This is a genomic window from Mesorhizobium sp. M7A.F.Ca.CA.002.05.1.1 (assembly GCF_003998335.1).
Classification (GTDB): Bacteria; Pseudomonadota; Alphaproteobacteria; order Rhizobiales; family Rhizobiaceae; genus Mesorhizobium.
This window is the reverse complement of the sequence record NZ_RZQI01000675.1, coordinates 1-3,322: the sequence shown is the minus strand read 5'-3', so window position 1 is coordinate 3,322 and position 3,322 is coordinate 1. Positions and strand designations below refer to the sequence as shown.

Here is a 3,322-nt window from a genome sequence, read left to right as displayed (position 1 = left end):
CCAAGCCGGCCCGCGCATGAGGCTCAATGCCTCTTGTCAAAATCTCCTGACACAAACAGTCCAAGACACTTCAATCACATAACAAAAAACCCCGCCGAAAATCGACGGGGTTTGTCAGCAGTCTGAACGGCGCCAAGTGGCGCCGTTTTTCATTCTGTCGGTCAGCTCAGCTACAGGTCAGCTCAATAGGGTGAGTAGCACTGCTGGCGCGGGCCGTTGTAGGGCTGGAAGGTGTTGTCGTAGGCCCGGTACGACCGGTAGCGGTTGTAGCACCATTGGACATGGGCGCTCGAAAGCCGTCCCGCGCGGTAGTAGCGGCGCGGCGCCGGCCGATCGTAGTAGTCGTAATTGTTGTACATGCTGCCGAGGCCGAGCCCCAGGCCAAGGCCCAGGATCGCGGCACTCGCGCCATCATCGTAATAACGGCCGCCGCGATAGTGATGGCGACCATGGCGCCAACGCCAGTTGTCTCCGCCATTCCAGTGACCGCCGCCGCCCTGCCAGTGTCGACGGCCGCCGTTCCAGTTGCCCGACCGGCGCCATCTCCAATCATTGTTGAACTGACGGTTGTTGCCGCCCGCCCAGCTGTCGCGGACAGGCGTGACATTCGGCGCCGCCGTGCTGGTGGGTATCGACAGATCCGGCTGCATGATCGGTCCGGCGGCGGACGGTGCCGTGACGCCGGAAAGGATACCGAGGGCTATCAGCCCCGATTTGACCGTGGAAGAAAAGAGCGAATTCATTGCACTCTCCAAGAGTTACAGGCCCCGCGCCCACCCGAGGAATGGGGCAACAATGGATGTTTGCATCTGAACGGCGGATGAACGGAAAGGTTCCGTCAACCATGACGCGAACGCACCCAGGACCAATCGATCTCAGATGGTGGTCCTGCGCGCTTGTTTTCCGAAGCACTTGCGGGCAAAGGTCATGGCATGTCGCTGCGCCTTGCCACCTTCAATGTCGAGAACCTGATGAACAGGTTCGATTTTTCCGGCTATCGCAACCAGCTCAACGAGGATCGAACGCTGGCGCTGTTCGATATCCAGAGCGAGGCGGAATACAGGATCCTGGAGCAGGCCCGCGCCATCGCCCAGTCCGACGACACGCGCCAACTGACGGCGCTGGCGATCGCTGCCACCCGCGCCGACATCATCTGCATGCAGGAAGTCGACAATATCGAGGCGTTAAAGGCGTTCGAATACGGCTATTTGTTCAAGATGGTGGGGCAGGGCTACCGGCAGAAATACACCACATCGGGCAATGATTCGCGCGGCATCGACGTTGCCGTGATGATGCGCAACGAGACCGCGCAGGGCCAGCCGATCGAATTCGTGCGCATGACCAGCCATGCCTATGTCACCTACGAGCAGTTCGGGCTGCACACGCCGGAACTCGAGGCACTGGGCAATCAGGCCAATGAGCGCATTTTCCGGCGCGACTGCCTGGAGATCGACATCACCGTGGGCGGCGTGCCGCTGACGCTCTATCTCGTGCATTTCAAGTCGATGGGCTCGCCGCGCAACGGGCTCGACGGGCGCGAGGCGACGATGCCGGTGCGCATCGCCGAAGCGCAGGCCGTGCGCCGCATCATCGAGGAGCGCTTCGGCAAGGACTATGCCGCCGACAAGAGCTGGGCGATCTGCGGCGACATGAATGATTATCGCCAGCGCGTGAAGGTGGCCGGCGATGCGATCGACGGCTATCGCTTCGAGGTGGTCGACGAAGCCCTGTCCTGCATCAACGTGCTGACGGCAGGCGGCTTTTGCGAAAATGTCGTCGAGAGGCGGCCGGAGATGAACCGCTGGAGCTTCTACCACACGCGAGGACCCGAAGAGCGGCATCTGTGCCAGCTCGACTACATCCTGTTGTCGAAGGGGCTCGCCGCCAGCAACGCAACGGCCGTTCCCGACATCATCCGCAACGGCCAGCCCTGGCGCACCATCTTTCCGCCGGGGCAGGAGGTCGAGCGGTTTCCGCGCGCCGGCTGGGACCGGCCGAAGGCATCGGACCATTGCCCAGTGGCGATCACGCTGGACATGACCTGACGCATGAGTTTCGACCTCCCGCGCAACGTCATCCTGCCGGTCGACGACATCGACGTCCGGCTCGATCCCGGTCCGCACCCTTTCGCAAGGGACAATGCAGAGGCGATCGCCGAGAACTGGCAGCACGAAATCGCCGCCAATCCGGCGCTGTTCGACGGCATGGTGGTGCTGCTGTCGCAACTTGCCTACCGCGACAGCCGTCTCGTCGGCCGCTGCCACGCGGTCAATTACTCGACGTTCATGCTGTGGCGGAAGCGGCGCGAGAATTCGGGCGCCGAGCATGCCTATGCCCATGCCATGCTGGTGGCCGGCGACAATGCGCTGGTGGCGATCCGCATGGGTCCTCACACAGTCAACGCCGGCCGCGTCTATTTCGCCGCCGGCTCGTTCGAGCCGATCGATTTTCGCGATGGGCTGGTCGACGTCGATTTCAACATGATCCGTGAGGTGCGCGAGGAAACCGGGCTCGACCTGTCAGGTGCGGAACGCGGCAAGCGCTACCATGCCATGTCGACCAGCAGCGGCACGGTGATCTTTCGCCGCTACCACGCGGCGGCGCCCGCCGACGAGATCGCCAGGCGCATCTCAGCCTTCGTCGCCACCGAGACCGAGCCGGAGATCGAGGGACCGGTGATCATCCGCCATGCCGCCGACCTGCCGGTCGGGCTGTCACCGCACATGAAGCCGCTGATCGAGTGGCATTTCGCAAACGGGAATTAAGGGCGCGTCTTATTCTGTGCCGCGTTGCGACCGTTGCGTGCGGCGACGAGGAACAGGATAAAGCCGATGCCGAGCAAGCCGCCCATCGCCATTCCCATGGTCTGGCCGACGACTGCCTGGAAGTCAGCGGTGACGCGATCGGGATTGGCCATGCCGAAGCGGGCGAGATACCACCAGATGCCTGCAAGACCTGCCTCGATGATCACCATCGCCAGGACCAGTCGCGCCTTCTTGCTCATCCGCTATTCCTCCGCCCAGGGTGAATTGCCCTAGCATCGCGAACGGCGCGGCGACAGTGGCGGGACCAGGTGGAAATGTCGAAGGCTGTGCAAAACCGGCTCGGGCTGGCTGCGTTCCGGCCGGGTTGCCCTACTCGTGCCTTAGCGCGTCGATCGGATCGAGCCTGGCGCCGCGCAATGCCGGGAAGAAGCCGAACACCATGCCGATCAGGGCGGAAAAGCCGACGGCGAGCAGGATCACCGCCGGGCTCGGCGCGAACGGGATGGTCAGCGTCACCGCGGCGAGGCCGGCCAGCGCCAGCCCGATCAGGATGCCGA

5 protein-coding genes are annotated in these 3,322 nt (G+C 63.2%); 2 read left to right on the top strand and 3 right to left on the bottom strand.

Annotation, left to right across the window (positions count from 1 at the left end):
• Positions 1 to 182 precede the first annotated feature (182 nt).
• Complete coding sequence (locus EN939_RS26425; RefSeq protein ID WP_127270702.1) at positions 183 to 743, bottom strand: BA14K family protein; 561 nt, start codon at positions 741 to 743, stop codon at positions 183 to 185.
• Between the two features lie 189 nt (positions 744 to 932).
• Here EN939_RS26425 and EN939_RS26420 point away from each other — a divergent pair, with 189 nt between their 5' ends.
• Together EN939_RS26420 and EN939_RS26415 are read left to right on the top strand one after the other, a co-directional pair.
• Positions 933 to 2,045, top strand: a complete 1,113-nt coding sequence (locus tag EN939_RS26420) for an endonuclease/exonuclease/phosphatase family protein (RefSeq protein ID WP_127270700.1) — start codon at positions 933 to 935, stop codon at positions 2,043 to 2,045.
• A 3-nt stretch (positions 2,046 to 2,048) separates the two neighbouring features.
• Positions 2,049 to 2,765 carry a hypothetical protein gene (locus EN939_RS26415; protein WP_127270699.1) on the top strand — a complete coding sequence of 239 codons (717 nt, stop codon included), beginning with the start codon at positions 2,049 to 2,051 and terminating at the stop codon, positions 2,763 to 2,765.
• Here the strand turns inward: EN939_RS26415 and EN939_RS26410 are convergent.
• A complete protein-coding gene (locus EN939_RS26410) occupies positions 2,762 to 3,004 on the bottom strand; it encodes a hypothetical protein (protein WP_127270697.1) in 243 nt (80 codons plus the stop codon). The two genes, EN939_RS26415 and EN939_RS26410, sit on opposite strands and share 4 nt — an antisense overlap.
• Positions 3,005 to 3,134: 130 nt before the next feature.
• The coding region (locus EN939_RS26405; protein ID WP_442919562.1) for an ABC transporter permease at positions 3,135 to 3,322 on the bottom strand (188 nt) is incomplete at its 5' end.

Coding starts and splice junctions, on each gene's coding strand:
- EN939_RS26425 (WP_127270702.1), bottom strand. CDS start 743: ATGAATTCGCTCTTTTCTTCCACGGTCAAATCGGGGCTGATAGCCCTC.
- EN939_RS26420 (WP_127270700.1), top strand. CDS start 933: ATGTCGCTGCGCCTTGCCACCTTCAATGTCGAGAACCTGATGAACAGG.
- EN939_RS26415 (WP_127270699.1), top strand. CDS start 2,049: ATGAGTTTCGACCTCCCGCGCAACGTCATCCTGCCGGTCGACGACATC.
- EN939_RS26410 (WP_127270697.1), bottom strand. CDS start 3,004: ATGAGCAAGAAGGCGCGACTGGTCCTGGCGATGGTGATCATCGAGGCA.